General features: G+C 41.2%; 26 protein-coding genes and 1 other RNA gene. All 27 read left to right on the top strand.

Features of this window, described 5'->3' with window-relative positions; genetic code table 11:
* The first annotated feature begins 244 nt into the window (after window positions 1-244).
* Window positions 245-721: a hypothetical protein gene (locus AC1TO9_RS01055; RefSeq protein ID WP_482054659.1), complete on the top strand. Its 477-nt coding sequence runs from the start codon at window positions 245-247 to the stop codon at window positions 719-721.
* A 323-nt stretch (window positions 722-1,044) separates the two neighbouring features.
* Entirely contained in the window at window positions 1,045-1,404 is a 360-nt protein-coding gene (locus AC1TO9_RS01060; RefSeq protein WP_482054660.1) for a histidine triad nucleotide-binding protein, read from the top strand.
* A gap of 139 nt (window positions 1,405-1,543) precedes the next feature.
* Window positions 1,544-1,717 carry a 30S ribosomal protein S21 gene (gene rpsU / locus AC1TO9_RS01065; RefSeq protein WP_438346880.1) on the top strand — a complete coding sequence of 58 codons (174 nt, stop codon included), beginning with the start codon at window positions 1,544-1,546 and terminating at the stop codon, window positions 1,715-1,717.
* Window positions 1,718-1,733: 16 nt separating this feature from the next.
* Window positions 1,734-2,177 (top strand): GatB/YqeY domain-containing protein, encoded by a 444-nt coding sequence (locus AC1TO9_RS01070; RefSeq protein WP_482054661.1) that lies wholly within the window; start codon window positions 1,734-1,736, stop codon window positions 2,175-2,177.
* Between the two features lie 141 nt (window positions 2,178-2,318).
* Window positions 2,319-3,692 (top strand): NfeD family protein, encoded by a 1,374-nt coding sequence (locus AC1TO9_RS01075; protein WP_482054662.1) that lies wholly within the window; start codon window positions 2,319-2,321, stop codon window positions 3,690-3,692.
* A gap of 33 nt (window positions 3,693-3,725) precedes the next feature.
* Complete coding sequence (gene floA / locus AC1TO9_RS01080; protein ID WP_482054663.1) at window positions 3,726-4,724, top strand: flotillin-like protein FloA; 999 nt, start codon at window positions 3,726-3,728, stop codon at window positions 4,722-4,724.
* 22 nt (window positions 4,725-4,746) lie between these two features.
* Window positions 4,747-5,319 carry a hypothetical protein gene (locus AC1TO9_RS01085; RefSeq protein WP_482058173.1) on the top strand — a complete coding sequence of 191 codons (573 nt, stop codon included), beginning with the start codon at window positions 4,747-4,749 and terminating at the stop codon, window positions 5,317-5,319.
* A 600-nt stretch (window positions 5,320-5,919) separates the two neighbouring features.
* Window positions 5,920-6,213, top strand: coding sequence for a sporulation protein YqfC (yqfC, locus tag AC1TO9_RS01090; RefSeq protein WP_482054665.1), 294 nt, complete (start codon window positions 5,920-5,922; stop codon window positions 6,211-6,213).
* Window positions 6,210-7,403 carry a sporulation protein YqfD gene (gene yqfD / locus AC1TO9_RS01095; protein ID WP_482054666.1) on the top strand — a complete coding sequence of 398 codons (1,194 nt, stop codon included), beginning with the start codon at window positions 6,210-6,212 and terminating at the stop codon, window positions 7,401-7,403. The genes yqfC and yqfD overlap by 4 nt, the downstream gene beginning before the upstream one ends.
* Window positions 7,404-7,409: 6 nt before the next feature.
* Entirely contained in the window at window positions 7,410-8,381 is a 972-nt protein-coding gene (locus AC1TO9_RS01100) for a PhoH family protein (protein ID WP_482058174.1), read from the top strand.
* A 14-nt stretch (window positions 8,382-8,395) separates the two neighbouring features.
* Window positions 8,396-10,663: an HD family phosphohydrolase gene (locus tag AC1TO9_RS01105; protein ID WP_482054668.1), complete on the top strand. Its 2,268-nt coding sequence runs from the start codon at window positions 8,396-8,398 to the stop codon at window positions 10,661-10,663.
* Between the two features lie 3 nt (window positions 10,664-10,666).
* Entirely contained in the window at window positions 10,667-11,164 is a 498-nt protein-coding gene (gene ybeY, locus AC1TO9_RS01110) for an rRNA maturation RNase YbeY (RefSeq protein ID WP_482054669.1), read from the top strand.
* Entirely contained in the window at window positions 11,164-11,532 is a 369-nt protein-coding gene (locus AC1TO9_RS01115) for a diacylglycerol kinase family protein (RefSeq protein WP_482054670.1), read from the top strand. Before ybeY ends, AC1TO9_RS01115 begins: the two co-directional genes overlap by 1 nt.
* Window positions 11,533-11,535: 3 nt before the next feature.
* On the top strand, window positions 11,536-11,949 hold the full coding sequence (locus AC1TO9_RS01120) for a cytidine deaminase (protein WP_482055224.1): 414 nt from the start codon (window positions 11,536-11,538) through the stop codon (window positions 11,947-11,949).
* A gap of 61 nt (window positions 11,950-12,010) precedes the next feature.
* The gene (gene era, locus AC1TO9_RS01125; RefSeq protein WP_482054671.1) at window positions 12,011-12,907 is read left to right on the top strand and encodes a GTPase Era; all 897 of its coding nucleotides are present in this window, start codon (window positions 12,011-12,013) and stop codon (window positions 12,905-12,907) included.
* Window positions 12,908-13,062: 155 nt separating this feature from the next.
* A complete protein-coding gene (locus tag AC1TO9_RS01130; RefSeq protein WP_482054672.1) occupies window positions 13,063-13,212 on the top strand; it encodes a YqzL family protein in 150 nt (49 codons plus the stop codon).
* A gap of 33 nt (window positions 13,213-13,245) precedes the next feature.
* Window positions 13,246-14,001 (top strand): DNA repair protein RecO, encoded by a 756-nt coding sequence (recO, locus tag AC1TO9_RS01135; protein ID WP_482058175.1) that lies wholly within the window; start codon window positions 13,246-13,248, stop codon window positions 13,999-14,001.
* Between the two features lie 341 nt (window positions 14,002-14,342).
* Window positions 14,343-15,230, top strand: coding sequence for a glycine--tRNA ligase subunit alpha (gene glyQ, locus AC1TO9_RS01140; RefSeq protein ID WP_482054674.1), 888 nt, complete (start codon window positions 14,343-14,345; stop codon window positions 15,228-15,230).
* Entirely contained in the window at window positions 15,223-17,298 is a 2,076-nt protein-coding gene (glyS, locus tag AC1TO9_RS01145) for a glycine--tRNA ligase subunit beta (protein WP_482058176.1), read from the top strand. Before glyQ ends, glyS begins: the two co-directional genes overlap by 8 nt.
* 231 nt (window positions 17,299-17,529) lie before the next feature.
* Entirely contained in the window at window positions 17,530-18,003 is a 474-nt protein-coding gene (locus tag AC1TO9_RS01150) for a YaiI/YqxD family protein (protein WP_482055225.1), read from the top strand.
* A gap of 40 nt (window positions 18,004-18,043) precedes the next feature.
* Window positions 18,044-19,864 carry a DNA primase gene (dnaG, locus tag AC1TO9_RS01155; RefSeq protein ID WP_482055226.1) on the top strand — a complete coding sequence of 607 codons (1,821 nt, stop codon included), beginning with the start codon at window positions 18,044-18,046 and terminating at the stop codon, window positions 19,862-19,864.
* Window positions 19,865-19,910: 46 nt separating this feature from the next.
* Window positions 19,911-21,047 carry an RNA polymerase sigma factor RpoD gene (gene rpoD, locus AC1TO9_RS01160; RefSeq protein ID WP_482054676.1) on the top strand — a complete coding sequence of 379 codons (1,137 nt, stop codon included), beginning with the start codon at window positions 19,911-19,913 and terminating at the stop codon, window positions 21,045-21,047.
* A 117-nt stretch (window positions 21,048-21,164) separates the two neighbouring features.
* The gene (locus AC1TO9_RS01165; RefSeq protein WP_482054677.1) at window positions 21,165-22,028 is read left to right on the top strand and encodes a hypothetical protein; all 864 of its coding nucleotides are present in this window, start codon (window positions 21,165-21,167) and stop codon (window positions 22,026-22,028) included.
* Window positions 22,025-22,798: a tRNA (adenine(22)-N(1))-methyltransferase gene (locus AC1TO9_RS01170; protein ID WP_482054678.1), complete on the top strand. Its 774-nt coding sequence runs from the start codon at window positions 22,025-22,027 to the stop codon at window positions 22,796-22,798. Before AC1TO9_RS01165 ends, AC1TO9_RS01170 begins: the two co-directional genes overlap by 4 nt.
* The gene (locus AC1TO9_RS01175) at window positions 22,774-23,889 is read left to right on the top strand and encodes a Nif3-like dinuclear metal center hexameric protein (RefSeq protein WP_482058177.1); all 1,116 of its coding nucleotides are present in this window, start codon (window positions 22,774-22,776) and stop codon (window positions 23,887-23,889) included. The genes AC1TO9_RS01170 and AC1TO9_RS01175 overlap by 25 nt, the downstream gene beginning before the upstream one ends.
* 80 nt (window positions 23,890-23,969) lie before the next feature.
* An RNA gene (rnpB, locus tag AC1TO9_RS01180) (RNase P RNA component class A) lies at window positions 23,970-24,380 on the top strand.
* Between the two features lie 192 nt (window positions 24,381-24,572).
* Complete coding sequence (locus AC1TO9_RS01185; protein ID WP_482058178.1) at window positions 24,573-24,857, top strand: hypothetical protein; 285 nt, start codon at window positions 24,573-24,575, stop codon at window positions 24,855-24,857.
* Window positions 24,858-25,116 lie beyond the last annotated feature (259 nt).

Raw genomic sequence — 25,116 nt, forward strand, 5'->3', positions numbered from 1 at the left:
TTAATAACCGACATCTCTTAAGAAGTACCTCGGCGGACTTATGGAATGGAATGTTACTATTCCTTAACATAGGTCCGTACGTTAAGCAGCTTATGCTAGCTGACTAGGTACTTCTTCTTTTTTTGTCTTTTTTTAAATATAAGCAAGTACAAGTATAAGCTTCAATTAATATTATTAGTATCCATTCGCCTAGACCTGAATATGATGACAGTAGATCATGGAACATTTAGGAGGAATAGAGCGGATGGAAAAAGTTGAAGCTAAGCAAATATGTCATCACCACATGCATCGTTATGTGAGAGTCGTCATACTGGATGGAAGAACTTTCGATGGGTTTATAGAAAATATGGACGATGAGCATCTCTACTTAGCTGTACCGGTTGGTCATGAAATGCATCATGAACAAATGCACCACGAACACATGGAGAACGCTAGTTACCATGAGAACAATGCTGCACCCGTTGGAAGTTATGGGCACCAGCCTCAACTCCAACCAACAAGTCACGGACCAAATCAAGGTTATGGAAGTCAGCAAAGCTGTGGGTGTGGTAGTCACTCTTGGGGTTCTGATGGATATCCAGGTTTGGATGGACGCGGATTTATCCCTGGCTACTATCCGGGGCCTGGATTTGGTTACAATCCATATGGAAGACGGCGGTTTAATCGAGCCGTCTTACCATTGGCGTTGCTAACAACACTTACTTTGCTTCCTTTTTTTTAATAATATCATTTCGAATGTAGCAAACAACAGACCTGGAAGAATCCTGGTCTGTTGTTTGCTTATTTTTAGTATAATAGCAAGCATTCCTGAGGAAATAGTGAACCTTTTTGCAACTAAAGTTGTCTACTGTAGGTGATTTTCTTATATTTTCGCTAAACAGGACACTGTCTTTGAAAAAAAGACGGTATAGCGGTTTCTACTTGATACTCTATTCCTGCCCTCGAGTTATTGGTAAGGAAAGTTATCACATGGTATATTTAATAAGATTTAGCTATAAATATTAATTTGATTTGGTGTTCCAATTAGATCAAGGGGTGAATTCAGTGGATTGTTTATTTTGCAAAATAGTCGAAGGTAGCATTCCTTCAAAAAAGGTGTTCGAGAATGAGAATATATTAGTGTTTCACGATATTACACCTGCCGCGCCGATACATGTGCTCATTATACCGAAGAAGCATATTCCTTCGATGAACGAGGTTAGTCTGGAAGATATGCCACTAATTGCTGAGATCCATCAGGTTGCGCAGCAAGTTGCGAGCAAATTAGGCGTCTCTGAATCAGGTTATAGGCTTATTAATAACTGCGGACCTGACGGTGAACAAACGGTACACCATCTACATTACCACCTCCTCGGAGGTGCGAGATTAGGTGCTCTGACTGGCATTTCTAGTTCTCATCAGTAATGTCATTGAATATAGTCGATGGAAATTTTTCATGAAAAAAAGTTGTAAGGTTGACACCTTATTTCACTTTCACCTATAATAAAAGTTGATGAACCGTGTTATTACTCTTGGACGGTCTGGTCGGAGGGAGGGAAAACTGGTGTCTGAAACGAAAGTTCGTAAAAATGAAACAATCGATGCTGCACTTCGTCGCTTTAAACGTTCCATCGCTAAAGATGGCGTATTGGCTGAGGTGAAAAAACGTAAACATTTTGAAAAGCCAAGCGTTAAGCGCAAGCTAAAGTCTGAGGCTGCTCGTAAGAGAAAGTTCTAGGAAGGATTTAACATATATGAATCTTAGCGAACGATTAAACGAAGACATGAAGCAAGCAATGAAGAGTCGCGATAAATTCAAACTCTCCACTATTAGAATGATTCGTTCGACAATCATGAATCTTGAAATAGATTTAAAAAGAACTTTGGATGATTCCGAAGTGCTTGATATCCTAGGTCGTGAAATCAAACAGCGCAAAGATGCCCTCCAAGAATTTGAAAAGGCAGGCCGCGACGATCTAGTCGCAAATGCTAAGGCAGAAATCGAGATAGTCGGCCAGTATCTACCCATACAGCTATCTGAAGAAGAAATTAAAGTTATTGTACAGCAGACCATCCAGGAAACCGGTGCTTCTTCGAAAGCCGAGATGGGGAAATTGATGAGTGCCCTGATGCCTAAGGTTAAGGGACTCGCTGACGGCAAACTTGTGAATCAATTGGTTCAACAATTTCTGCAATAAACATACAGGAACATCCCTTGATTCTAAGGGGTGTTTTTTTGTTTGTTGAAACCTCATACGATGAAGTACGTATTAACACCCATAGCTGGTTAGATTATTAGTTAAAGTGGTAATGATGAATTGAGGAGGGAGGATTAGGTTATGAAAATTCTTAAGAAGATGGGGTTTGCCTTAGTCTTAATCTTGTTATTAGCGGGACAACTGATTCCAGTATTAGGTGAAGCGGTTCATGCAACAATGGTATCTCCAGTAGAGACCGATAAGCATGGAAGTGTATACATAATTCCCGTTGATCAAAACATCGAAAGAGGATTACAGAAGTTTATGGAACGTGGGTTCAAGGAAGCGAAGAGCATGAATGCGTCACTCATTGTTCTAGAAATCAATACACCTGGTGGACGGATTGATACAGCTGAAGATATAGGCACCTTGATTCGCGAAAGCGATATCGAGACACTGGCATATATACGTGGTAATGCTGCTTCAGCTGGAAGCTATATTGCTTTAAATGCGGATACTATTGTTATGGCGCCGGGAGGTATGATTGGTGCGGCTGCGCTAGTTGATGGAACGACGGGGAAATATGTTGATGATCCGAAATTGATATCCTATTGGAAATCGAAAATGGGTAGTGCCGCGGAAATTAACGGGCGTGATCGAAAAATTGCTGAAGGTATGGCAGATCTGAACATGACTGTTGAAATGTCGGGAATCGACTACACCAAGACTCCAGGGGAAATTATTTCGCTTACGAGTGATCAGGCACTCAAAGTAGGGTATTCAGAAAACACAGCGAAGACTGTAGAAGAAGCGATCACTTTTGTGGGTTTCTCTACGGATGACGTGTTCCGTGTTGAACATACTGTTTCTGAGAGAATAGCAGAATTTCTGACGAGTCGTGTTGTGATGACATTGCTTCTCTTTATGGGGATTGCAGGTGTCATTATCGAATTGATCGTTCCTGGATTCGGAGTTCCTGGTATTCTCGGTATTGCTGGATTCACACTTTATTTCTTTGGTAATTCCGTAGCTGGATTTGCGGGATCAGAAACATGGATTCTCTTTATCATTGGGATTGTGTTGCTAGTTCTTGAATTGTTCATTCCAAGCTTTGGTATACTAGGTTTATTAGGCTCAGTAAGTCTTATTGTTGGTGTAGTTCGAGCGGCGTATAGTACATCTCATGTTGCTTGGTCGCTAGCAATTGCAGTAATCTGCGCTATCATCGTTATCATTGCGGTGGCCGGTATCTTCAAGAAACGTGGCATATGGAATCGATTCATACTCAGTGACACTTTGTCAAAAGAGAAAGGGTTTATACCAGCTGCAAGTAGAGAGAGTTTAATTGGAAAAAAAGGGTTAAGTGTCACCCCTCTTCGTCCAAGTGGAACGATACTCATTGAAGGTGAACGAGTGGATGTCGTTACAGATGGTCAGTTTATTGCTGTTAATACCGATATTCATGTTGTAAAGGTAGAAGGATCTCGTATTGTTGTCGAATCTATTGTAGAGTAAGTAAATATGAAATAAATGGAGGCTAATAAATTTATGGACCCAACATTGATTCCGATTTTATTGATTGCTGTAGTTGTCATTATCTTGCTAAGTGTATTTTTCAGTTTCTTCCCAATTATGCTATGGGTTGCAGCACTATCCTCAGGTGTTCGCGTAAGAATTATTACACTTGTTGCCATGAGACTTCGTCGTGTCACACCTAGTCGAATTGTGAACCCTATGATCAAGGCTACTAAAGCCGGACTAGGACTTGATATTAATCAACTCGAAAGTCACTATCTCGCAGGTGGTAACGTTGACCGCGTTGTCAACGCATTGATTGCCGCACAACGTGCGAATATTCCTTTGGAATTTGAACGCGCAGCTGCCATTGACCTAGCTGGTCGTGATGTGCTCCAAGCGGTTCAAATGAGTGTTAATCCACGTGTCATTGAAACACCGATAGTAGCAGCGGTAGCAAGAAATGGGATTGAAGTGAAAGTTAAAGCTCGTGTTACCGTACGTGCGAATATTGACCGTCTAGTTGGTGGTGCGGGTGAAGAAACTATCATCGCTCGTGTAGGCGAGGGGATTGTAACTACCGTTGGATCAAGCGACTCTCATAAAGATGTATTAGAGAATCCAGATATGATTTCTCGGACCGTCCTTTCAAAAGGATTGGATGCGGGGACTGCATTTGAAATTTTATCAATTGATATCGCAGATATTGATGTTGGTAAAAATATTGGTGCTTTTCTACAAACGGAACAAGCGGAGGCTGACAAGCGAATTGCACAAGCGAAGGCGGAAGAACGTCGCGCGATGGCTGTAGCACAAGAGCAAGAGATGAAGGCTCGTGTAATCGAGATGAGAGCGAAAGTTGTCGAAGCTGAATCGGACGTACCTCTTGCGATGGCAGAAGCGTTACGATCTGGACAACTTGGCGTTATGGATTATATGAACTTTAAAAATATAGAGGCCGATACTCAAATGAGAGGTTCTATTGGTAAAATGGGAGACGGCGGAGATATTTCTGGTAATCCCAAAAAATAATAAGTAGGGAATGATGTATTCCATGGAGTATATTGGGATCTTGGTCTTCGTCGCATTCGGTATCATTTCTTCGATAATGAATAAAGGGAAGACGAAATCGAAGGATGACCCAAGCAGTATGCCAACGTTTGGTGGGGGTGGGGAACGATCATTGCGTCCTAGTCCTACTGTAGAAAGTGATGACTCTACCGAAAGAACTTCGCCGGGTAATCGCGAACAACAGGAAGTGTACACTCAGAAAAACATGCAACAGTCTCCTTCGATGCCTGAATCAGACGATCGCAAATTGATGGAACCATCTGCGTACAAAGGTGAGTATTCTCCATATCTTGATCATGATACGGGTGAAGGAGTCTCTCAAATGTGGGAGGATACGATGGAGAACAGGCAGCAAGATATAAAACAACTGATTGCTAGGCAAGATAAAATCACTGCAACAGATTCGGATCAGAGGGATGCTTATGCAACTTCTGATGAGGAAGGTAAGGAGATTTATCTGTCTGAAATTTCCAATCCAGCGGTGAATGGGTTGATTTGGTCGGAAATATTAGGACCACCACGTGCAAAACATGCGTTCAGTAGACGGAAACTCTAGATTAACTAGATATCTGATAATAAAAAAAGGGGTGTCCTTAGCCAATGTAATGGCTAAGGACACCCCTTTTCCTTGACATACACTTAGGAAGTATAAAATTTTTGGAGTGCTTGCCGCTCTACCCTTGAACCAAATCCCATCCATAATCCATGTAAGATCTTCAATTCCGGATGTAATTCAGTGGAATAGGCATAGAGTGGCGTTGTTGGAGTGACGAATAATGCTTCGGGCATGAAGGTGAGACTAGAGTAGCTGCGGAGAGAATTAGTTATACAAACTACAGTTAAAAATGGGAATAACGCTGAAAAGTGGAGTTTCCAGTAATTTAGATGTACTCCAATAGCAATCATCTTAATCCAAGCCTTTATATGGTGTCTTCTAGTCACTTTGGATCGTTTGAGTGTAAATGTCGGAGGAATGCTATTGAAAGCCGAGAGTGAGCCTCCTGGCTCTTATATGGGTCTGTCATAGGGTCGGCGCCATCGGATTACAACCCAATACCAATTATTGTTTATGTTTACACGTCCCAAGTATTTGCACTCATAAAATAAGTCAACCCCGCATATCGTTAAAAGTAATAGGAAGGGGGAAGACCTTCGTATGACCAGGATTAGTCGCAAACTTCGGAATTGGACATATGAGAAATTGGATTTACCAAAAGATATTGTTTTTAATCTGCCGCGTTTAACGATGGTTGGTAATAAAGAACTCTTCATCGAGAATCACCAGGGTGTGATTCATTTCTCACCGAATAAACTGATTCTTTCACTAGGTGAAGGAAGTCTTGAAATAGAGGGGTCAGAACTTATTATTCGATCTATTTTACCAATGGAAGTATTAATCGAAGGAGTTGTTATGAATATCAAGTACATAGGAGCGGAGGAGAGTCATTGAAAGTCCCAACATTACTTTATTGGCGTGGGTATGTAGAAATAACAGTGAGGAAGGGTCAAATAGAATCATTTGTAAATGATTTAACGCAAGTTGGGATTCCGGTGTGGGATGTTAAACCATCTTCATTTCAGACTGCTGAGATGAAGGTGTTAGTGGAAGACTTTCATGATCTCAGACCGCATTTACAACGGACAGGCTGCCGTATACATGTGAATAAGAGAATAGGGTTACCCTTTCAAATGATTCGATTGAAGAAACGTCGTTTTTTTGCTGTTGGTCTGGTATCCTTTTTCGCTATCTTATTTCTATTATCATCTCTTGTTTGGGAAGTGAAGGTGGTAGGCAATGTTAAAATACCCAAGGAAGATATACTTATGATCGCTAAGCAAGAGGGGATATACCCTCTGCAATGGGTTTATCGGATGAATCATCTGGACAAGCTTTCACAACAATTAAATAGACAGTTACCTGGGACTGCATGGGTTGGAGTTGATCGACAAGGGACAAGTATTACGATTCAAGTTGTGGAATCTTCTATACCCGAGGCCAGACCACTTCTTAGCCCAAGACATTTAGTGAGTAGAACGGATGCTGTTATTACGAGTATATATGCTGAGCAGGGTCGGCCAACAGTTGCAAAGAACAGTCGAGTGAAGAAGGGACAAATCTTGATCTCTGGTTTGTTAGGAGATACAGAGAATTCAGAGGCTGTCGTTGCCAAGGGTGAGGTAAAGGGGCTGGTATGGCATGAGTATAAGATTGAGGTGCCTACGGTCCAGAAACACAAAGTATATACGGGGGAAATGAAGGATAGAAGTTATCTTATTCTAGGTAATCGCGGGATTCAATTATGGGGTTATGGTGAAGTGACATATGAGAAGTATGAGGTTGTGATTGAGCAGGATCCTCTCACCTGGAGATCAACTAAATTACCTATCGGATGGATGACAGAGCATGTGATGGAAATGGAAGAAAGAAGCGAAATGATCACGATAGAAGAAGCTAAAAAGCAAGGGATAGAAGGTGCAATTCGCGATATTAAGGCGAAGTACGGAAGCGGATCGCAGATTATAAGCCGAAAAGTTTTGCATGAGAAGCAAGAGAATGGTAAAGTTTATATGAAAGTACTCTTTGAAGTTGAAGAGTTAATTGCTGAAGAACTACCCATAGTATATAACCAAGGAGAATGAGGATATTTGTCGGAGAAAAAACATAGTACAAAAATATCATTTCAAAATGGAGCTGAAGGATTAGCTATATTTGGTCCGCAGGACATTTTTCTAGAAATGATTGAGGCTGAAATTCCTGCAAAGATTGATTCGCGTGAATCCGAAATTACGATAAGTGGTGGGGACCGAGAGGTTCAGATGCTTCAACAGTTATTTGATGTATTACTTGAATTAGTTCGAAATGGTTATGTCTTAACACAACGAGATATGATGTACGCGATAGATTTAGCAAAGGATTTCAGGGCAGATCAGCTACTGGATTTGTTCAAGGGCGAAATAACAACTACCTATCGAGGTAAACCTATTCGTGTCAAGACGATCGGACAAAAAAAGTACGTCACGACGATTAAGAAGCGTGATATTGTATTTGCAATAGGCCCTGCGGGTACAGGTAAAACTTACTTGGCTGTAGTGCTGGCAGTTGCTGCACTTAAAGAAGGTTCTGTCAAACGTATTATTCTTACTCGTCCAGCTGTAGAAGCGGGGGAGAGTCTTGGGTTTCTGCCTGGTGATTTGCAAGAAAAGGTAGATCCCTATTTACGTCCACTTTATGATGCGCTCTATGATGTTATGGGCCCAGATCAGACTGAGAAAGCGCTGGAACGAGGTGTTATCGAGATTGCTCCGCTTGCCTATATGCGTGGACGGACACTCGAGGATGCCTTTATTATTCTAGATGAAGCACAGAATGCAACAGCTGCACAAATGAAAATGTTCTTGACTCGACTGGGATTCGGCTCCAAGATGGTTATAACAGGAGATGTAACGCAAATAGATCTTCCTAGAGGCAAGAACTCTGGATTAGTTGAAGCCAATGCCATATTAAGTTCAATTGAGGATATTGGATTTATTTATTTCTCAGAGCAAGATGTTGTCCGCCATTCACTGGTACAAAAAATTATAGTTGCCTACGAGCGAGCTGCAGAAAACCAAGGTTAGAGGGGATAGACTCTATGGATTCGAAGGAACCTTCACAAGGCAAATCATTCTTATACTCTTTCAAGGATATTAGTTATAAGTATAGCGTATTAACACGCTATACTTTGTTCCTGTTATTAATTGTGTTATTTTACGTAGCTCTTGCACCTAAAATACTGCCTGAACGTTATGATATTCGCTTGGGTTCATACAGTGAGAAAGAGATTGCCGCACCGGTACAAATTCCGAACAGTAAGGCGACATTAAAAGCACAAGAGAAGGCAGCTGAACAAGTACAACCCATTTACAGTATTATTTCTATGCGCAATGAGACGTTAATTGTTCAGATTCTTGATCGGATTGATAAACTTAATCAAGATGATCAGGTGTCTAATCAAGATAAGGTCGCTATTTATCGTCAGGAAATTCCGCAACGTGCTGAGGACTTTGTAGAGAATTTTCTAAAGAGTAGTCGAAACGCGGGAACCTATTCGGATAAAATATTGGATGAAATATCAAAAGTAATTAATCAACAGGTATATCGTATTCCAGAGGAAACTTTTATAAAAATACCAAGGCTTACGAGTGCTGACATCCAAGAGATGAAACCTGTAGCTCGAGAGATTGTATCTCGGTTAAGTACGGACCAAATCATGGACGCACAGAGCGCTAGAGCTAAAGTAGCAGAACTGGTGAGTACAAGCTCGCTGAGTAACAAAATACCTCGTGAAATAGTGCAAGAACTTGCACGTATGACACTTACATCGAATAAATTTTATGATGAAGAAGTAACCAAAGAAGCGCAGGTAACGGCGCGTGAGAATACGGATACGGTCTATATCAAGCAAGGTGACGTTCTCGTAAGCAAAGGGCAACTTATTACGGAAGAATTATATGCTCTTCTGAATGATAATAAGCTGCTTAAGAATGAGGTGAATTATTGGCCACAGTTGGGGCTACTGATGTTTTCTTGTTTATTGACTTTCGGATTACATATGTTTATTCGTCAGTCAAGTGCGAAGAAATATAAATATAATAATTCGCAGTTACTGATGCTTATTCTCATATTTATGATTACGGTTGTGCCCATGAATCTTGTGAGCGTTGTACAGAACAGTATTCATCCTTATATAGGATATCTTGCACCTGTGGCTTTGGGGGCAATATTAGTAACCTTGCTGATGGACATGTCACTGGCTTTCTTTTGCGCTATGATATTTAGTATATTGTCGAGCATTATATTAAATGTTAATACGGGTCATATTTTTGATTTTCACTTTGGTTTCTTTACAATGACCGTTTCATATGTCGCTATTTCTGTCATTCATAAGGCAAGCCAGCGATCTACCCTACTTAAGGGAGGGATCATGGTGAGTCTGTTCGGATCAATCGCTGTACTTGTTATGATCCTAATTGATGGTGCGGAATGGAGTCAGGTGCAGACACTGTACACCATCGCTTTTGCATTTGCGGGCGGGATATTAACATCTGTGCTTGTTATAGGGCTAATGCCTTTCTTCGAAGTCACGTTTGGAATATTATCTGCATTGAAGTTGGTGGAACTTTCTAGTCCTACTCATCCCTTACTCCGTAAATTGCTTACAGAGACGCCGGGAACGTATCATCATAGTGTCATGGTAGGAAATCTTTCAGAGGCTGCTGCGGAAGCGATTGGAGCGAATGGATTATTGTGTAGAGTTGGTTCATACTATCATGATATTGGTAAGACGAAACGTCCAAGCTATTTCATTGAGAATCAGAACCATATGGAGAATCCACATGATACGATAGATCCTAAGCTTAGTAAATCGATTATTATTGCTCACGCGCGAGATGGAGTAGCAATGCTGAAGGATTATAAGCTACCTAAGCTTATTAGAGATATTGCTGAACAACATCATGGAACGACATTTCTACATTTCTTCTATCACAAGGCATTGAAGAAGGCAGAAGAGCAGGGTGTGGAACCGGATTTCACAGATATTGACTTCAGATACCCTGGACCCAAGGCACAGTCTAAGGAATCGGCAATTGTGGGGATTGCCGATAGTGTAGAGGCAGCAGTACGCTCATTACGCAACCCTACCGTGGAACAAGTTGAGACGATGATTGAGAAAATAATCAAAAGTCGTATGGATGATCATCAATTCAATGAGTGCGATCTTACATTGAAGGAATTGGGTATTATTGGTAAGAGTTTGAAGGAAAGCGTTATGGGGATATTCCACTCCAGAATTGAATATCCAGAAGAAATAAAGAAGACATCGAAGATGATCGACGAGAAAGAGGGAAAGGGTGTCTAATATATGAGTCTACAACTGGCTTGGAATAACGAGCAGACGGAGTATGAGATTAATGAATCATTAATAACTTTGCTTGAATTAGCGCTTCAAAAGGCTGGGGAAGTCGAGGGTGTGATCGACGGGGAGGTTGCGTTAACCTTTGTGGATGATGAGCAGATCCATGAATTGAACCGGGATTATCGTGGTATTGATAGACCTACAGATGTCCTTTCTTTTGCTATGAATGATTCGCTAGATGATGAACTTGAAATTGTCTATGAATTAGAAGAAGGAGAGACGATGGAGGGAATTCCGGAAGTGCTTGGTGATATTATCATTTCCGTTACCCGTGCGAAGTTACAAAGCGAAGAATATGGTCACTCTTTAGAACGCGAAATCGGATTTTTGTTTGTTCATGGTTTTTTGCACTTACTTGGTTATGATCATCAAGATAAAGTGACCGAGGACGAAATGATGGGCAAGCAGGAAGCTGTTCTAGTTCAAGTAGGGTTGAATCGATAATGGCTAGGAAACCCTTCCTTTCATCCTTTGGCTTTGCGGTGGAAGGAATTAGGTATGTCATGACAACTCAAAGAAACATGAAGGTGCATGGCGTTACTGCCCTGCTCGTTATAATAGCTGCTGCCGTTCTAGGGGTAGGCCCGATACAATGGTTGTTCCTACTTTTGGCTATTACATTAGTGTGGATAGCTGAGATGTTTAACACAGCTATAGAGGCTGTTGTGGATATGGTATCACTTGATATTCATCCTTTGGCTAAAGCAGCCAAAGATACTGCTGCAGGAGCTGTGTTCATTACTGCGGCTTTTGCAGTGATTGTAGGAATGATCATCTTCTACAGACCGATTGTAGAGTTGTTTGGGGGTTAAATGATGGATGCGGTTATGTTGTTAGAAGAAGCTATGAAAGCACGGGAAAAGGCGTATATCCCTTACTCGCACTTTGGCGTAGGAGCGGCTCTACTGGATAGTGAAGGACAAGTACATCACGGATGTAACATTGAGAACGCCGCTTATGGACCTACCAACTGCGCTGAACGGACAGCTATGTTCCGGGCGATTGCAGATGGACATCAAGCGGGTAGTTTTAAAGCGTTAGCCGTCGTAGGAGATACAGAAGAACCCATTGCACCATGTGGTGTATGCCGGCAAGTGATGGTAGAATTATGTGATCCTAATATGTTAGTCATTCTAGGAAATCTGAAGGGTGATGTTCGTGAAACGACAGTTGGCGAATTACTGCCGGGTTATTTTGGTCCATCAGATCTAGAGAACGTTAGAAGTTAGAACATCAATGGAATTGAATATGTAGTTATAGAGGGACCATCCTTAGGAGGACAATAATTAAATGGCAAAGTTTAAATCAGGTTTCATAGGAATCATCGGAAGACCCAATGTAGGTAAATCAACATTAATGAATCAAGTTATTGGGCAAAAAATCGCGATTATGTCAGATAAGCCGCAAACGACTCGTAATAAAATCCATGGTGTATTCACAACAGAGAAAATGCAAATTGTATTTCTTGATACACCAGGTATTCATAAAAGACAGTCCAAATTGGGTGATTTCATGAATCAGACAGCTCTTAACACTTTAGGTGAAGTTGAGGCAGTATGCTTTCTTGTAGATGCTTCTGAAGGAATGGGAGGCGGTGATCGTTACATTGTTGAGCAACTTAAAAATGTTCAGACTCCAGTCATTCTAGTGTTAAATAAAATTGATCGCATCGAGCCAGAAGCATTACTTCCACTCATTGAAGGGTATCGTAAGCTGTATGATTTCGCTGAGATTATTCCGGTATCCGCCAAAAACGGAAATAATGTCAACACGTTACTAGAACAGTTGGAGAAATACCTACCGGAAGGGCCTCAATATTATCCAGCAGACCAGATTACAGATCACCCAGAACAATTCGTCTGTTCCGAGCTTATTCGTGAGAAAATTCTCCATCTGACAAGGGAAGAAGTCCCGCATTCTATCGCTGTTGCGATCGAAGATATGCAGGTCAGAGACAATGGTGTGGTGCATATATCTGCGGTCATTTTTGTTGAGAGAAGTTCACAAAAAGGCATTATTATTGGTAAACAAGGTGCGATGTTGAAAGAGATTGGACAACTGGCAAGACATGATATTCAGAATTTATTGGGATCCAAAATATTCCTTGAATTATGGGTTAAGGTTAAAAAAGATTGGCGCAATCAGGATCGTGTTCTTCGAGACCTCGGATTTCATCGCGGAAGCTAACACTTTGATTTATAGTGGTATATTTCGTAATCAAAAGGTGATTTTTTGAACTTCCTCTAAGTAGGTTGGTAGGATTTGCAACACATATTACAACGAACATCGCACATCCTAAATTTGAAGATGCAGATGCATTCTCAAGGAAAGGATGAATACGTATGCGAGATTTTTCGTGGAAGTATTTTGCGATGACTGGAGATGTGGATGCTTATTTGCTATTTAAAGAAGCAGGTCATACACCAGAATCAGTGTTGTTCGCTTCCGATGTCATGGTGGAAGAGAAGGTTGATTATGAAGAGAACGAATGAGAGATTGCTCCGTGAATGGTTGGGGGAAGAGGCATGCTATACAGGGTGGAAGGGATTGTCATCCGCAGCATGGACTACGGTGAGGGCAACAAAATCATTACGCTTTGCACCGAGAACACGGGAAAAATAGGAGTTCTTGTCCGAGGCGCAAAGAAAGTGAAAAGCCGACATGCTGCCTTGACGCAGCTGTTTACGTTAGGAGAATATGTTTTTTTTAGAAGCGGTAAGGGATTAGGCACACTAAATGCAGGTGAAATCACTGAATCTCACCATCGTCTTCGTGGAGATCTCTATATGGCAGCATATGCATCATATGCTTGTGAACTTCTTGATCGTATTCTCCATGATGAGGAGACAGGCAGTTTTTGGTTTCAGCAGTTGAAGGCTTGTCTTGTCGCTTTGGAGGAAGGGAAGGACGCTGGAATTATAATCAATGTATATGAAATGAAAATACTACAAACGGCGGGCTATGCTCCAGAACTGTATACATGTATTTCTTGTGGACTTTCGCGAAGTGATGAGGAACTATTGATAAGTCCTCAACTTGGTGGTGTGTTATGTAGACAATGTCGACATCTCGATCGGCAAGCAATGAAAGTTTCTCCAAGAGGTCTGAAGATGTTGCGTGTATTTGCACAACTTGATTTAAGGCAACTTGGAAATATTGCTGTTAGAGAAGAGACTAAGGCCGAATTGAAACTGATTATGAGAGCTTTTATAGATCTACAATTAGGAGTGAAACTTAAATCCAGAAATTTTCTTGATCAAATGGATAAATATGAAATTTGACGAATGGGGCAATATCCATTAGTATATTATAAGATTAAGTGAATTTTAACATGCATTGATCGGGATATTTACGATTGTTGATCCTGTACGTTTAGCGAGCTGGGGATGGTGTGAGCCTAGTGAGGGAGAATCGTGAAATGGCAACTCGGGAGCATGAAAAGAATAATAAAAGTGGATTGTGTTGTAAGTTTTAGCTTACGGGACAATCAAATAGGGTGGAACCGCGGGAATATAAGTTCTCGTCCCTATGTCTGTACAGCAGACGTAGGGACGAGGGCTTTTTTTGTTGTGCTGACGAAAGAATGTAAAAGAAATGAGAATAAGTAAAGGAGCGATGCTAAATGAATTTTCAACAGATGATTCTTACACTGCAGCAGTTCTGGGCAGAGCAAAACTGTATTATTGTCCAACCGTATGATACTGAAAAAGGTGCGGGGACGATGAATCCGATGACTTACTTGCATTCGATTGGTCCTGAGCCATGGAATGTGGCTTATGTGGAGCCTTCTCGTCGCCCATCGGATGGACGTTATGGAGAGAATCCGAATCGGCTTTATCAGCATCACCAATTCCAAGTCATTCTTAAACCTTCACCTGATAATATTCAAGAAATTTATTTGGATAGTTTGAAACGTCTTGGCATCGACCCGTTGAAGCATGATATAAGATTTGTGGAAGACAACTGGGAAGCGCCAACTTTAGGTGCATGGGGTCTTGGATGGGAAGTATGGCTTGATGGTATGGAAGTGACACAATTTACGTATTTCCAACAAGTTGGTGGAATTGATGCGAATCCTGTCGCTGTAGAGATTACATATGGGATGGAGCGTCTTGCGTCATATATTCAGGATAAAGAGAATGTATTCGATCTTGAATGGGTAAATGGTATTACGTATGGAGATGTGTTTCATCAAGCAGAAGTTGAACATTCCAAGTATACTTTTGAAGTATCTGATGTCCAAATGTTGTTCACATTATTCAATATGTATGAGGAAGAAGCTAATAAAGCGATGGAGCAACATTTAGTGTTCCCTGCTTATGATTATGTATTGAAATGTTCTCATACGTTTAATCTGCTTGATGCTCGTGGAGCGATAAGTGTCACCGAACGAACCGGTTATATTATGCGTGTAAGAAACTTGGCGCGTCAGATTGCTGCAACTCATTTAGAAGAACGTGAGAGACTAGGCTTCCCACTCTGCAAGAAAGGAGAGGTTCAACGTGGCTAAAGATCTATTGTTTGAAATAGGATTGGAAGAAGTACCTGCTCGTTTCATACGTGCAGCTGTAGATCAGTTGAAGGAACGGTTGGTTAACTGGCTGGATCAATCAAGAATCGTCCATGGGGCGGTACATGCCTATGCGACACCTCGTCGTTTAGCTGTTCTGGTTGAAGCTGTGGCTGAGAAACAAGAAGATATAGAGGAAGAAGTAAAAGGGCCATCCCGCAAAATAGCACAGGATGCTAGTGGCGAATGGAGTAAAGCTGCATTAGGTTTTGCTCGTAGTCAAGGGGTGGATCCTGCAGAGTTTAGGTTCCAAGAGTTAAATGGGGTTGAATATATTTACGTGACGAAGAGCAATTTAGGTGTAGAGACATCCAGTGTTTTAGCAGAAGCTTTGTTGAGTATTCTGTCATCCATGACTTTCCCTAAAAATATGCGTTGGAGTGCCTATGACTTTAAATTCGTCAGACCTATCCGTTGGCTTATTGCCTTGTTTGGAAATGATGTAATTGATTTAGAGATAACTGGAGTGAAATCGGGGAATATAACACGAGGACATCGTTTCTTAGGTGGTGAAGTAGTTGTTACGAATCCATCTGTTTACTTGGATGTTCTTCGTAGCCAGTCTGTCATTGCCAATATCGATGAACGTAAAGAAATGATTGTGAATCAAATCGATGCTCTTTCAGAAGAGAAACAATGGAAGATTGCTGTTAAAGAGGATCTGCTTGAAGAGGTTTTGTTCCTTGTTGAAACACCGACGGTATTATTCGGAACGTTTGATCCTTCATTTCTAGAAATTCCTCAAGATGTTCTAATTACTTCTATGAGGGAGCATCAACGTTATTTTCCAGTATTGAATGAGCAAGATCAATTGCTACCGTTCTTCGTGACTGTACGTAATGGGAATAACACCTCATTGGATGTTATTGCTAAGGGGAATGAGAAAGTATTGCGCGCTCGTTTGTCGGATGCGAAGTTCTTTTACCTGGAGGATCAAAAGCTTCATATTAAGGACGCCTTGTTGAAACTTGAGAATATTGTATTCCATGAAGAGTTAGGTACTATTGCTGATAAAGTAGGCAGAATCCGTCGTATTGCGGACAGTCTGTCATCTGCACTACAGGTTTCTCAAGAAGATGCAGAAGCAGTAAGTCGTGCTGCTGAGATCTGTAAGTTCGATCTTGTCACTCAAATGGTTTATGAGTTTCCTGAATTGCAAGGTGTGATGGGTGAAGACTATGCCCGTAAAGCTGGCGAGAAGGAAGATGTGGCTAAGGCTGTATTCCAACATTATCAACCACGTTTTGCTGGAGATAATACACCTGATTCACTCGTAGGTTCGCTCGTTAGTATTGCTGATAAAATGGATACGATCATTGGGTGTTTCTCGGTAGGTATTATCCCAACCGGATCACAAGATCCATATGCTCTTAGACGTCAAGCACAAGGAATTGTACAAATCATGCTTGCACAAAAGTTTCCGATTTCCTTATCAGAGTTGATCAACATAAGTATAGAAATCCATGGAAGTCTTCGTAAAATGAAGCTTTCCACCGATGAAATACGTAAAGCTGTAACTGATTTCTTCGGACTTCGCGTGAAAAAGATTCTTTCTGAAAATTTGCGTTACGATGTCGTAGATGCGGTAATTTCAGCGGATTTCGATGATATCGCTTCTGTAGTCTCACGTGGCGAAGCGTTAATGGACGCTGTGAATAATCAAGAAGACTTCAAGACGACAGTGGAATCTTTTAACCGTGTTAGTAATCTGAGCGGGAAAGCTGAACACCATACGATAAGCGAATCTCTTTTTCAAGAAAAAGGGGAGAAGGAGCTTTATAAAGGTTGGAATTCTATCCTTGAAGATTATCATGTAGCGCTGCAACGACGTGATGGATTTAAGGCTTTGCAGACGTTAGGGGAAATTCGTAGCGCCATTACTAAGTTTTTCGATTCTGTTATGGTTATGGCAGAGGATGAGAAGATCAGAAATAATCGATTGGCACTTCTTGCCGCTATCGATCAAGATCTCAAGAAATTTGCGGATTTCTCAAAACTTGTGTTGTAACTACAAGGGAAGTGAGTATATATACAATAAGGCTTCAGTACAAATAGTAAGCAGGTATAGGTCTTTCATTGACTTTCAAATATTTACTAGTTGATGGGAAGAAGGAGTTTACCTAGTACAGAGCGTATATATACTAATAAGTGCGAGTTCAAAAAGTCAGATTCTCATTACAAATGACTTTTTGAACATTCTCCATGTAAGAATTAAATTTAGGGTAGAATAGGTGATATTCTGACTACACAGATAAATTGTCATATTGTCGTCGATGGAGATGCCTGTCCGGTTAAACATGAAATAGCAGTTACTGCACGCCGGTTTTCTATTCCAGTTATTATGGTCTCATCTTATGATCATCTAATTCGAGAAGAAGAAGGCGTTACTGCTGTGCAGGTTGATCGGAGTGATCAAAGTGCAGATCTCTACATTGCTAACCATATTACACGTGGTGATATCGTAGTGACACAGGATTATGGATTAGCTGCATTAGCATTAGCTAAAGGTTGCTACGTTATCTCAAACCGAGGATTGCAATATGGAGATGATAATATTGAATTAATGTTGGATCGAAGGCATCACCAAGCGAAGGCAAGGAGAATGGGCAAGCATTCTAAAGGACCTAGACCGATTACAACAGATGACAAAACATTTTTCCAACACAATTTGACAAAAATTTTAGAGAGTTTGCAGGAGAACGGTCAGTCGTAGCGAATAATATTTACGTGCTAAAGAGATGAAGGTGGTAAAGATGAGTGCCGGGCAAGGTAATATTCCGGAAAAAGTAATCGACTCTGTTTTGGAGCACAATGATATTGTCGATACGGTAGGTAAGTACGTTCATCTGACAAAGCAAGGAAAGTATATGAAAGGCCTTTGTCCGTTTCACTCGGAGAAGACTCCATCATTTACCGTGACACCGGAAAAGCAAATTTTCTACTGTTATGGTTGTGGCAAGGGTGGAAATGCTATCAAATTCACGATGGAAATGGAAGGATTATCATTCCCTGAAGCGGTTAAAATGATGGCAGAGGAAAGTCATATTGAGATGCCTGAAGTACAAGGCTATGCAGTTATTCCGGCTAACCCGGAGAGAGAAAGGCTACTGCAGGCTTACGAATGGTCATCCAAATTCTTTCATTACTTGCTAAAGAATACGGAACACGGGAAACCAGCAATGGATTATTTACGTTCACGTGGATTTACAGATAAGATGATTGATCAGTTCCAGATTGGCTATGCACCAGATTCGTGGAATACGTTGGTACAGTTTTTGACTAAACGTTCTTTCGATCTTGAAGAAATGGACAAGGGAGGACTTTTGTCTGTTCGAAGTGATGGTACGGGCTATATTGATCGTTTCCGGGATAGGGTCATATTTCCCATTAACGATAGAAATGGCAGAGTGATTGCTTTTGCTGGACGAGTACTTGGTGATGCCCAACCTAAATATTTGAATTCACCTGAAAGTAAGTTGTTTAACAAAAGTCGAATTTTGTATAACCTGCATCAAGCGAAAAGCTCGATCCGCAAGCTGCGGCAAATCGTTCTCTTTGAAGGGTACGGTGATGTTATTGCGGCATGGGAGGCAGGCGTACAGAATGGTGTTGCGACGATGGGAACTTCTTTAACCGAAGGCCATATCTCAATGATGAAGACGATGGCTGATGAATTATTGATTTGCTTCGATGGAGATCGTGCTGGCCAGTCATCAGCTATGAAGAATATTCCGATGGTTGAGAGTGCAGGAATGAGAATTAAAATTGCTGTATTAAGCGATGGGCTCGATCCTGATGACTTTGTACGTAAATACGGACCAGAACGGTTTATGACTCAAATTATTGAGGGTGCTGTTTCAACTACAAAATTTAAACTTATATATCTGAGAAAAAACCATATACTGCTAGAAGAAGATGGGAAGATTGCTTATATGAAGGAAGTTCTCCCGATCATTGCAGCACTACCATCCTCGACAGAGAGAGAAGTGTATCTGCGGGAATTATCTTCAGAACATCAGCTTTCATACGAGAGTCTTAAGCAGGATAGCAATCTGATTCGTCAGACAATGCAAAAAAACATGCCAGATGGGGATAATTTTGACGATGGGTGGAATAATGGTAGGCATAAAAAAGAGAAGGTTGCTATGCCAACTTTACTCCCAGCTTATCACACAGCAGAGCGTAGAATATTAGGTTTAATGCTTCAAGATGTTGAAGTTGCACAGTATGTGAGTGAGCGTCTCGGAGAAGCTTTTAATATTGAAGATCATGCAGCTATTGCTGCTTATCTATATGCCTATTATGCACAGGGTAAACACCCGGATATAAGCCGATTTATTTCATCCCTTCATGACGACCGACTGGAGAAGACACTTAGTTCTATCTCAATGATGGATATACCCCGTGAGTGGAGTGTTGAGTTGTTGGACGATTACATTCGGGAAATTCATAAAGTTCCACAGCAACGAGTAATAGAGCTTAAAAAAGAAGAGATGATGAGCGCGGAGCGTTCAGGTGATTCTTTACGTGCGGCACAAATAGTAATTGAAATTATTGCCCTAGAGAGACAGTGAATGATCGTTATGGTTGGATTGTTTCTAGGGAGGAGGGAGTCGAATTATGGCGAATGATCAACGTACTGAAATAGAGACAGAATTGACTTTGGATCAAGTTAAAGATCAACTGGTTGAGCAAGGTAAGAAGAAATCGACATTGAACATGAAGGATATTATGGAGAAATTGTCACCATTTGACCAAGATCCTGAGCAAATGGAAGAGTTTTACGAGCATTTGAGCGATTTGGAGATTGAAGTAGTCAATGAAAATGACGAAGAAGATTCTAACACACTCCGACCTAATGATGACTCTGAAGAACAACAGGAGGGTGAGACTGTCTTTGTTGACGATCTATCATTACCTCCAGGGATAAAGATCAATGATCCTGTCCGTATGTATCTGAAGGAAATTGGACGTGTTCAGTTACTATCAGCAGATGATGAAGTTCAACTAGCTAAACGGATTGAAAAAGGTGATGAAGAGGCTAAAAGACGTCTTGCAGAAGCTAACCTACGGCTTGTAGTCAGCATTGCAAAGCGGTATGTTGGACGTGGCATGTTGTTCCTTGATCTTATTCAAGAAGGTAACATGGGTCTTATCAAGGCTGTAGAGAAGTTCGATCATGGAAAAGGATTTAAATTTAGCACATATGCTACATGGTGGATACGTCAAGCTATCACTCGCGCTATTGCTGACCAAGCACGGACAATCCGAATTCCAGTTCATATGGTGGAAACCATTAACAAACTGATCCGCGTATCTCGTCAACTACTTCAAGAGCTAGGACGTGAGCCAGCACCGGAGGAAATTGCGATTGAGATGGAGTTAAGTGTTGAAAAGGTACGAGAGATTATGAAGATAGCTCAAGAACCGGTTTCACTCGAAACGCCGATCGGGGAAGAAGATGACTCACATCTTGGAGATTTCATAGAAGATCAGGAGGCATTGGCACCTGCCGATGCAGCTGCTTATGAGCTTCTCAAGGAGCAATTAGAAGATGTACTCGACACGCTTACTGAGCGGGAAGAGAATGTATTACGTTTGCGTTTCGGTCTAGACGATGGACGTACGAGAACTCTCGAAGAGGTTGGTAAAGTGTTCGGTGTAACCCGTGAACGGATTCGCCAGATCGAAGCTAAGGCGCTTCGTAAATTACGCCATCCAAGCCGAAGCAAGAGACTGAAGGACTTTTTGGAATAAAATGATTTATTGGACCTTCTGTAGCTTATTTGGCTCAGCAAGGTCCTTTTTTTTCGAAATACTCATCATTTGACCTTGGAGTGCATCTATAGTTTCGACATAGTATCATCATACGTATTGAAGATGCCGGTGTTTACCGGTCAGAAACGTGGTGAACTTATGAAACAAGAACGAAAAGAAATCATAATAGACGAAATTGAGCACTGGCGAGATAGCCGCTTGTTACCAGAGCAATATTGTGACTTCCTTCTTAATTTATATCAAGAACCGAAGAACGAGAAATCAAGTTCTTCCAGATTAAAATCTTTAAAACATAGTAATAGTATTCCATGGTTTCTTTCAATTGGAATTATTTCCTTGATTTGTTTTATTTGTTTTTATTTTAGCGCTTTTTCTTTGCCAATGCAAATGTTAACGTCAGTTATTGTGGTCGGAGTTTGTTATAGTTATGCGAGTGTATATAAGAGTAAATCTCGAATGCTTAGTCTGGTGCTTGCTGGTACAGGCAGCTTATTCATGCTAGTTCTAGGGGTATCGATGATTGCTCTTCATTCATGGAATGAGGGGCTATGGATACCGGTACTGATTGCAGTATGTGGAACGATTTGGATCCTTATGGGATATATTCTAAGGATTGGCCTGCTACATTATTGCGGAATAGCTGGATGGTTATTATTATATGCAGTATTCTGTCTTGTACAGATGCCCGATGTCACATGGGTTCTACTGCAGTTGTTATGGCTTCCACTGGTCATGCTTTTTATATGGCTAAGTTGGTTGTTGCACCAACATCATAAGATGCTATCCCAAGTATATTTCAGTATGGGATTGACCCTATGGTGTATACCTGAAATCGATATGATGTTTCTTAGGCATCAAATGCCAACGAATATCGTACTTCTATGTGTATTTAAAGTTGCTGTCGTACTTGTGGTGCTTTTCTATTCACGAAAAAAATGGATTGTGTGGGTGTCGTCATGAAATTATCGAAAAGATTACAATTTATTATGGAACAAATTCCAGAGGGAAGTACGTTAGCAGATATAGGTTCTGATCATGCCATGTTACCTGTAGCGGCTATTCAAAGTGGCAAGGTACTCCGAGCGGTAGCTGGGGAAGTTAATGCTGGACCACGGGATGCAGCTGCTAAACAAGTGGCTTCAGCTGGTCTGAAAGACAGAATCTCCGTTAGGCTTGGTGACGGTCTAGATGTCGTAACTCCTGGTGAAGTGGATGTTATTACGATCGCTGGCATGGGTGGTGCGCTTATCTCAAGTATATTGGAGCAAGGTTTGGATAAGCTTAAGGGTGTTAAGCAGCTTATATTGCAACCCAATGTAGGTGAAGATATCGTTCGACGTTGGTTGCTAGATAACGAATTTGTATTAACATCAGAGCACATTATGGAAGAGGACCGTAAAGTATATGAAATATTAACAGCTGTTCCAGAGAATACGTATGAGGCGAAGTTAACTAATAATGAAGTCTACAAAGAGTATGAAGTGGACAGTGCTAATGGAATTGTAAAAGTGACAAAGGATATTCAAATACGGATGGGTCCTTGGCTATTGAAGGAGAACAGCGGCATCTTTACAGCTAAGTGGATGTCAGAGCTTGATAAACTTGCACGAGTGTTGAAATCTCTAGGTACATCTTCTTTATCCTCAGCCGAGGCTAAATCTGAAGTCTTAGCACAAGAAATTCAGCAGATTAGGGAGGTGCTCACATGTTTGCCAAAGGACAGACTGTAATTCAATATATGGAGCAGCTAGCTCCTAAGCATGTAGCCATGCCTGATGATGTAATAGGACTGCAGTTAGGAACGTTACAGAAAGATATTCACAATGTTCTCATTGCGTTAGATGTGAACGATGAGGTAGTTGAGGAAGCAATCAGGCTAGAAGTTGATCTGATTATTGCGCATCATGCGATTATATTCCGTCCTCTAAAGCAGTTACAAACAGATACTCCGATGGGTAGACTATATGAGAAACTAATCAAGAATGATATTGCAGTCTATATAAGCCACACTAATCTGGATGTTACAGAAGGTGGAATGAACGATTGGATGGCTGAAGCACTGGGGATTGAGAATGGCTCTCCATTGGAAGATCTTCATACAGAGGAATTATCCAAGTTGGTTGTCTTCGTGCCTAAGAGCCATCATCAGCAAGTTCTAGATGCCATTCTAGGTGCAGGTGCAGGTATGATTGGAGATTACAGCCACTGTAGCTTTAATGTTGAAGGATACGGAACCTTTATGCCATTAGAGGGAACAGATCCATTTATAGGTAAGCAAGGAAGAATGGAACGTGTTGAAGAAATACGAATTGAGACGATTGTGCCACATGGAATCCGTAGTAAAGTAGTACAGGCCATGCTGAAAGCTCATCCCTATGAAGAGGTAGCCTATGATCTTTATGCAATGAATCTAAAAGGAAGAACATTGGGTCTTGGTCGCGTAGGGAGATTGAACAGACCGATGCTACTTGCAGAGTTCGTTGAGGTTGTGAAACAGAACTTACAGGTGGACCATGTAAGAGTGGTAGGAGACCTACAGCGTTCGATTCGTAAAGCGGCTGTTCTTGGTGGTTCAGGGGGGAGATATGTATCACCTTCTATTTATCGTGGCGCGGATGTACTTGTAACCGGGGATATTGATTATCATACAGCACAAGACGCTTTAATGGCAGGTATTGCGATTATTGATCCGGGACATAATGCGGAGAAAATAATGAAATCTAAAGTGGCAGATTGGATGAAAGAAAAGCTTCAAAATGCTAAAGTGGAGACCAAAGTACATGTGTCCGAAGTGAATACAGAACCATTTCAATTTATGTAAAGGGAGTGCTTTCCAAAGTTACAAGTTGATTAGGGTTGAATCTGCGGTAAATTCGCTGTATACTATCATTTGTTGCGATGAAAGTTTGACAGACAATCGCTGGTGATGCGTAAGGCATCACGAGAGGAAAGTCCGGGCTCCATAGGGCAGGGTGCTGGATAACGTCCAGTCAGCGCGAGTTGAAGGATAGTGCCACAGAAATGGACCGCCGATGGCTGCGCAAGCAGCACAGGCAAGGGTGGAACCGAGGTGTAAGAGACCCCGAGGAACGCTGGTGACTTCGTTCCTGGTAAACCCCACTTGGAGCAAGACCTAATGGAACGCAGCTTCTCTGCAAAGGGGAGCAACCTTAGCCCGAGGCGCGTTTAGGTTGGTCGCTTGAGCCGATCAGCAATGTTCGGCCTAGATAGATGATTGTCGTTTGGAGTGGGAGGGTAGTTCCCGTATGTACCACGAAGAACACAGGACCCGGCTTACGGCAAACTTTCACAACTACAACTTATATGTATAACTATTAAATGGTGTTGTTCTTCAGTTATTTACTGAGGAACAACACCATTTTTATTTGGATGGACATATAGGGAGCTTCTTCCTGCATGATTCATACAGGTTGGTCATTCGTACAATCCAAAGGTAGATCTTTACAATATACTATATCAAAATCACGAAAGGAGTTATAACCTATGAGCGAATGTTCCAGATTTCAATGTCCACAGGTAGAGCCGATATTCTGTGACCCGATTGTTGTTGTTCAAGACTTCTTTTACCCTCAAATTGTTCCTGTAGTCCATACCATTCAAGTAGTTAAAAGACACCATTGCGTTCCCGTATCCAAACATATTTACAATTATGTGACTACGGATGAACCAATTGAGGAGAGAGTAGGCGTGTCCGGTCGGAAGGATAAAAAACGCAATGTAACAATGACAAAAGCAAAAGTGAAATCTAAATCTAAATCAAAAAGGTAACTTTTGAGTTGAAATGAATAGAATAAAAATCCGTGCGAGTTTTTAGCACACGGATTTTTTGAAATATAAGAAAATATAAGTTTCACTTGAATCAATTTCATAATCGCCGATGCAGCTAAATCGGGTTGCGTAATTATGAAATTGATTCTTGATACTCTATTTTTTATATCTATGGAGAGACGGATACCTTAAAGCGATACGAAGTATCGCTGGCATCGGAAGCGTAAATTCCTTAGAAAAGGACGGTATCCCGTTTCTA

Source organism: Paenibacillus sp. Y916, from assembly GCF_056786435.1.